Below are 6592 nucleotides of genomic sequence, written 5' to 3' on the forward strand. Positions count from 1 at the left end.
CGTCCCGGGCCCGGCCACCCCACTGCGGACACGGGCCCGCTGATGTGCAACGATGCTGCCCACACCCACGCACTGGAGGGGACCTCCTTGTCGGACGCCGCGGCCACGACGCTCCCGATTCCCGACCCGGGCGTGCCCGCGGCCCAGGCCCGCTCCGGTCCGCTGCGCTGGGGCGCCGTCGCGATCGGCTGCGCGGCCCTGGTGGCCGGTTCGATAGCCGCCGCGCCCAGCGTGCGACCCGCCGGCACCGCTCCGGTCGCCGCCGCCGGCACCCCCAAGGCCGTGCCGACCGCCGCCGCCCCGGACGCCCGCAAGGCCCAGCTGCCGCTCGACTGCGGCCCGCTGCCCAGCACCGTCTCGGTCAGCTTCGCCGCCGACCTCGGCGACGGCACCCCCGCCACCATCGCCGCCGCCCACTGCCAGGCCGGCAGCGGCACCGCCCCCGACGGCGTCTTCATCGTCACCGCGGGGCCCGACGGCACCCCCACCGTGCACGACACCCTGGTCGACTGGCGCGAGGGCCTGACCGTCACCGCGCTCGCGCTGCGCTCCGACGGCACCCTGACCGCCAAGGCCCAGGGCTACTCCACCCCCGACGTCCCGCGCTGCTGCCCGGACCTCACCGTCCAGCTGAGCTGGGCCCACCACGGCACCACCTGGAGCCGCACCCAGCAGAGCACGCCCACGTCCAGCACCTGAGCCGGGACCTGTTCGACCGTTTCCTGACGGTGCGACAGCGGCGCACCGGGAAACGGTCGAACGCTCCGGGCGGCGGCTCAGTCCGCGTCCGGGCCGTGGACCTCGACCCCGTCACCCGACCGGCGGACGTGGATGCAGTCGCCCGGACAGTCGCGCACCGAGGCCACCACGTCCTGAAGCAGCGTCAGCGGCACCGGCACGGCCTCGCCCGGCAGCTGGCGCAACTCCTCGTCCTCGCCCTTCACATAGGCCAGACCGTCGATGTCCAGCTCGAACACCTCGGGCGCGTACTGGGCGCAGATCCCGTCCCCGGTGCACAGGTCCTGGTCGATCCACACCTCGAGCGGCTCCGCGGCGCCCGCCTCACTGGTCACTGACATCGGTTCCTGCCTAGCAACGGTCACGATCGGATATTGACTCGCTCGACCCTACCTCCCGCCGCTTTCCGAGCGTGTGCGGTGGGTATCCCTCAGCCGAGGGGAAGCACACTCGGGTGAAGATCGGACACACCCCTTCCGTCTTTCTTGATCTAGGGGTTTACACGACCCCTGGTGCAGGTAGGGTCTGGAAGCATCCCGCTCCCCGGAGGAGGTGAGGACCGTGGCAGCCCACGATGACGACTACAACCGCAGTGCCGGCAAGCCCGCGCGTGGTTCCGACGAGGCCGCACAGGTCTCGTACCTGGAGCAGGAGATCGCCGTGCTGCGACGCAAGCTGGCAGAATCCCCGCGTTCTTCGAGGGTCCTCGAAGACCGGATCACCGAGCTCCAGGCCAACCTGGCCGGCGTGACCGCGCAGAACGAGCGCCTGGTCGCCACCCTGCGCGAGGCCCGCGACCAGATCGTGGCCCTCAAGGAGGAGGTGGACCGGCTCGCCCAGCCCCCCGCCGGGTTCGGCACCTTCCTCAGCAAGAACGAGGACAACACCGCCGACATCTTCACCGGGGGCCGCAAGCTGCGGGTCAACGTGAGCCCGAGCATCGAGCTGGACGACCTGCGCCGCGGCCAGGAAGTGCTGCTCAACGAGGCCCTCAACGTCGTCGACGCCTTCGCCTTCGAGTCCATCGGCGACCTGGTCACCCTCAAGGAGGTGCTGGAGGACGGCGAGCGCGCGCTCGTCGTCGGCCACACCGACGAGGAGCGGGTGGTGCGGCTGGCCGAGCCGCTGCGCGAGACCACGCTGCGCCCCGGCGACGCGCTGCTGCTGGAGCCGCGGTCCGGCTACGTCTACGAGGTCGTGCCCAAGGCCGAGGTCGAGGAGCTGGTCCTCGAGGAGGTCCCGGACATCGACTACCGCCAGATCGGCGGCCTGGCCAACCAGATCGAGCAGATCCGCGACGCGGTCGAGCTGCCCTACCTGCACGCCGACCTGTTCAAGGAGTACGAGCTGCGCCCGCCCAAGGGCGTGCTGCTCTACGGCCCGCCCGGCTGCGGCAAGACGCTGATCGCCAAGGCGGTGGCCAACTCGCTGGCCAAGAAGGTCGCCGAGGTCACCGGCCGGCCGCAGGGCAAGAGCTACTTCCTGAACATCAAGGGTCCCGAGCTGCTCAACAAGTACGTCGGCGAGACCGAGCGGCAGATCCGCCTGGTCTTCCAGCGGGCCCGCGAGAAGGCGAGCGAGGGCACCCCGGTCATCGTCTTCTTCGACGAGATGGAGTCCCTGTTCCGCACCCGCGGCTCCGGCGTCAGCTCGGACGTGGAGAACACCATCGTCCCCCAGCTGCTCGCCGAGATCGACGGCGTGGAGGGCCTGGAGAACGTCATCGTGATCGGCGCCTCGAACCGCGAGGACATGATCGACCCGGCGATCCTGCGCCCCGGACGTCTCGACGTCAAGATCAAGATCGAGCGCCCGGACGCCGAGGCCGCCAAGGACATCTTCTCCAAGTACCTCAAGGGCTCGCTGCCGTTCCACCCGGACGACCTCAAGGAGCACGAGGGCTCGGTGGACTCCACCGTGCTCGCGATGATCCAGGCGGTGGTCGAGCGGATGTACACCGAGACCGAGGAGAACCGCTTCCTGGAGGTCACCTACGCCAACGGTGACAAGGAGGTCCTGTACTTCAAGGACTTCAACTCCGGCGCCATGATCCAGAACATCGTGGACCGGGCCAAGAAGATGGCGATCAAGGACTTCCTCGACCACGGCCAGCGCGGCCTGCGCGTCTCCCACCTGCTCGCCGCCTGCGTGGACGAGTTCAAGGAGAACGAGGACCTGCCCAACACCACCAACCCGGACGACTGGGCCCGGATCTCCGGCAAGAAGGGCGAGCGGATCGTCTTCATCCGCACCCTGGTCACCGGCAAGCAGGGCGCCGAGTCCGGCCGCTCCATCGACACCGTCGCCAACACCGGCCAGTACCTGTAGCACCTGGTACGAGCCGCCACACCAGGCTCGACCCGCGGCTGGCGGAGCCGACGCTCCGCCAGCCGCGGCGCATACCGAAGCAACTCGGTGGTCAGACGGGCAAGGAGGGCCGCATGACCGTAAGGCGCGTGATGGGCATCGAGACCGAGTACGGCATCTCCGTACCGGGACACCCCAACGCCAACGCCATGCTCACCTCGTCCCAGATCGTCAACGCCTACGCGGCGGCGATGCACCGGGCGCGCCGCGCCCGCTGGGACTTCGAGGAAGAGAACCCGCTGCGCGACGCCAGGGGCTTCGACCTGGCCCGCGAAGTGGCCGACGCCAGCCAGCTCACCGACGAGGACATCGGCCTGGCCAACGTCATCCTGACCAACGGCGCCCGCTTCTACGTCGACCACGCGCACCCCGAGTACTCCTCGCCCGAGATCACCAACCCGCGCGACGCCGTGCTCTGGGACAAGGCCGGCGAGCGGATCATGGCCGAGGCCGCCGCCCGCGCGCTGGAGCTGCCCAACGGGCAGAACATCCTGCTGTACAAGAACAACACCGACAACAAGGGCGCCTCCTACGGCACCCACGAGAACTACCTGATGCAGCGGGCCACGCCGTTCGCCGACATCGTGCGCCACCTCACCCCCTTCTTCGTCTCCCGCCAGGTGGTCACCGGCGCCGGCCGGGTCGGCATCGGCCAGGACGGCTCCGCGCACGGCTTCCAGATCAGCCAGCGCGCCGACTACTTCGAGGTCGAGGTCGGCCTGGAGACCACCCTCAAGCGCCCGATCATCAACACCCGCGACGAACCCCACGCGGACGCCGAGAAGTACCGCCGGCTGCACGTGATCATCGGCGACGCCAACCTGTCGGAGATCTCCACCTACCTCAAGCTGGGCACCACGGCCCTGGTGCTCACCATGATCGAGGAGGGGTTCATCGCGGTCGACCTCGCCGTCGACCAGCCGGTGCGCACCCTGCACCGGGTCTCCCACGACCCGTCGCTGCAGCACCTCATCACGCTGCGCAACGGCCGCAAGCTCACCGCCGTCCAGCTCCAGATGGAGTACTACGAGCTGGCCCGCAAGTACATCGAGGACCGCTACGGCCACGACGCCGACGAGCAGACCATGGACGTGCTCACCCGCTGGGAGGACGTGCTCGGCCGGTTGGAGCGCGACCCGATGAGCCTGTCCAAGCAACTGGACTGGATCGCCAAGCGGGAGCTGCTGGAGGGCTACCGCCAGCGCGACGGGCTGGACTGGGACAACCCCCGGCTGCACCTGGTCGACCTGCAGTACAGCGACGTGCGGGCCGAGAAGGGCCTGTACAACCGGCTGGTGGCGCGCGGGCGGTTCGAGCGGCTGGTGACCGAGGACGAGGTGCAGCGCGCGGTGCACCAGCCGCCGGACGACACCCGGGCGTACTTCCGCGGGCGCTGCCTGGAGCAGTACGCGGAGCACGTGGCGGCGGCCTCCTGGGACTCGGTGATCTTCGACCTGCCGGGCCGGGACTCGCTGCAGCGGGTGCCCACCCTGGAGCCGCTGCGGGGCACCCGCGCCCACGTCAAGGACCTGCTGGACCGGTGCCGCACCGCGGAGGACCTGGTGCGGGTGCTGTCGGGGGGCTGAGCACCGCCGCCGGCGTGATCATTTCGTTGCGTGAGTGATCCGCTACCTTGGGTGAAAGGTCCACTGACGGGGAATCATCCCACTGTGGGTCGAACGTTCCACTATCAGGTCCACTCCCGGGCCGACCGACGATGCAGAGGGGTGAGGGACATGGCGACCAAGGACACCGGCGGCGGCCAGCAGCGGGCGAACCGCTCCACCGAGGAGACCGAGGAGCAGGCGGCGGAGGCGCAGCAGTCCGACGAGCTCAAGGAGCGCCAGGAGAAGCTGAGCGACGACGTGGACGCGGTGCTGGACGAGATCGACGAGGTCTTGGAGAGCAACGCGGAGGATTTCGTTCGAGGATTCGTTCAAAAGGGCGGAGAGTAATTAGTGTCGGAATTGCATTCCGAGGCACATTGCTCGAAATGCAAGCGGACCCTGCCCGCTGCCGACTTCGCCAAGAATCGTTCGAGGTGGAACGGCCTGCAGGCCTGTTGTCGTGCCTGTAGCGCCAGCTACTACGACGAACGGCAGCGGGCCAGGGGGAAGGTTCCCAAGCCGCGAGTCGAGGTGCCGCCGGGTCATAAGCGGTGCCCCGACTGCGGTGAGATGAAGCCGTATTCCGAGTGGGACAAGAATGTGCGGCAGGCGAGCGGGCTCGCCCCGTATTGCAAGCCGTGCCGCGCGGCACGGAACCGTAGGGACTATTTCCGCCGCACCTACGGCCTCACCGAGGCCGATCTCGCCGCCATGCTCGAAAGTCAGGCGGGCACCTGCCCGATCTGTTTGGACCGACCGGCCGAGCATGTGGATCACGACCATGAAACGGGTAGGGTCCGTGGCATCCTCTGCTTCGCCTGCAACGCGGCGCTGGGGCAGATGAGGGACCGGCCCGACGCGCTCCGGCGGGCTGCCGACTACCTGGAAGGAATCGTGTGGAAGCCAACACTCGTGGCACCGGGCGTCTACCGGCTGCCTTCCTCACCCCGGGATCCTCGTCGTTCATCGACTTCCTGGCCGAGCACTCGCCCGATCTGCTCCCGGGGCGCCGTGCGCTTCCCGCCGGGCTGACCCTCGAGGCGCCGCACGGCACCACCATCGTGTCGGCGGTCTTCGACGGCGGTGTGGTGCTGGCCGGTGACCGCCGGGCCACCATGGGCAACGTGATCGCCCAGCGCGACATCGAGAAGGTCTTCCCGGCCGACGAGTACAGCGCGGTCGGCATCGCCGGCACCGCCGGTCTGGCCGTCGAGATGGTGCGCCTGTTCCAGCTGGAGCTGGAGCACTACGAGAAGATCGAGGGCACCGTGCTCTCGCTGGAGGGCAAGGCCAACCGGCTGACGACCATGATCCGGGGCAACCTCGGGATGGCGATGCAGGGCCTGGCCGTGGTGCCGATGTTCGCCGGCTACGACCTGGACCTCGGGCGCGGCCGGATCTTCACCTACGACGTGACCGGCGGCCGGTCGGAGGAGCGCGGCTTCGCGGCCACCGGCTCGGGCTCGGTCTTCGCCCGCGGCTCGCTGAAGAAGCTCTACCGCCAGGGCCTGACGGGTGATCAGGCCGCCACCCTGGTGGTGCAGGCGCTGTACGACGCGGCCGACGACGACTCGGCCACCGGTGGCCCGGACCTGGCCCGCGGCATCTACCCGATCGTCAGCCTGATCACCGAGGAGGGCTTCCGCAGGCTCTCCGAGGAGGAGGTGGCGGAGATCGCGCTGTCGATCACCGCCCACCGCCGCAACCAGCCCGACGGCCCGCAGGCCCCGCTCCTCTAGTCCGCCACCCGCCCTCCGGCCCGCGCGCGGGCCGGGGGGGCCCCCCCAGTGCGAAGGGTCGGCCCGGCGGTGGGGGGACCGTTGTGGGTCTGGCCCCCGCGGGCCATGGCGGGCCGCGCGGAGGACGCCCGCGAGGGCATC

6 protein-coding genes and 1 pseudogene are annotated in these 6592 nt (G+C 69.7%); 6 read left to right on the forward strand and 1 reads right to left on the reverse strand.

The features are described 5' to 3' along the window. Positions 1-699, forward strand: a 699-nt coding sequence (locus tag ACFW1A_RS36960; RefSeq protein ID WP_380417388.1) for a hypothetical protein, incomplete at its 5' end; no start/stop codon positions are given. 77 nt (positions 700-776) lie between these two features. On the opposite strand, the gene ACFW1A_RS36965 is transcribed toward ACFW1A_RS36960, so the two are convergent. After that, entirely contained in the window at positions 777-1079 is a 303-nt protein-coding gene (locus tag ACFW1A_RS36965) for a ferredoxin (protein ID WP_380417390.1), read from the reverse strand. 220 nt (positions 1080-1299) lie between these two features. Here ACFW1A_RS36965 and arc point away from each other — a divergent pair, with 220 nt between their 5' ends. The 5 genes and pseudogenes from arc to prcB all read left to right on the forward strand — a co-directional run bounded on the left by arc (position 1300) and on the right by prcB (position 6451). Beyond that, entirely contained in the window at positions 1300-3066 is a 1767-nt protein-coding gene (gene arc / locus ACFW1A_RS36970; RefSeq protein ID WP_380417392.1) for a proteasome ATPase, read from the forward strand. A 113-nt stretch (positions 3067-3179) separates the two neighbouring features. Beyond that, on the forward strand, positions 3180-4691 hold the full coding sequence (gene dop, locus ACFW1A_RS36975; RefSeq protein ID WP_380417394.1) for a depupylase/deamidase Dop: 1512 nt from the start codon (positions 3180-3182) through the stop codon (positions 4689-4691). 150 nt (positions 4692-4841) lie between these two features. Next, positions 4842-5060, forward strand: a complete 219-nt coding sequence (locus ACFW1A_RS36980) for a ubiquitin-like protein Pup (protein ID WP_380417396.1) — start codon at positions 4842-4844, stop codon at positions 5058-5060. A gap of 222 nt (positions 5061-5282) precedes the next feature. Continuing rightward, positions 5283-5588 (forward strand): annotated as a pseudogene (locus ACFW1A_RS36985) (endonuclease VII domain-containing protein); the annotation flags it as partial. A gap of 20 nt (positions 5589-5608) precedes the next feature. Next, positions 5609-6451, forward strand: a complete 843-nt coding sequence (gene prcB / locus ACFW1A_RS36990) for a proteasome subunit beta (protein WP_380417398.1) — start codon at positions 5609-5611, stop codon at positions 6449-6451. Positions 6452-6592 lie beyond the last annotated feature (141 nt).

Origin of the sequence: Kitasatospora sp. NPDC058965 (assembly GCF_042741245.1) — a bacterium.
In the GTDB taxonomy this organism is placed as follows: domain Bacteria; phylum Actinomycetota; class Actinomycetes; order Streptomycetales; family Streptomycetaceae; genus Kitasatospora.

Coding starts and splice junctions, on each gene's coding strand:
- ACFW1A_RS36965 (WP_380417390.1), bottom strand. CDS start 1,079: ATGTCAGTGACCAGTGAGGCGGGCGCCGCGGAGCCGCTCGAGGTGTGG.
- dop (WP_380417394.1), top strand. CDS start 3,180: ATGACCGTAAGGCGCGTGATGGGCATCGAGACCGAGTACGGCATCTCC.
- ACFW1A_RS36980 (WP_380417396.1), top strand. CDS start 4,842: ATGGCGACCAAGGACACCGGCGGCGGCCAGCAGCGGGCGAACCGCTCC.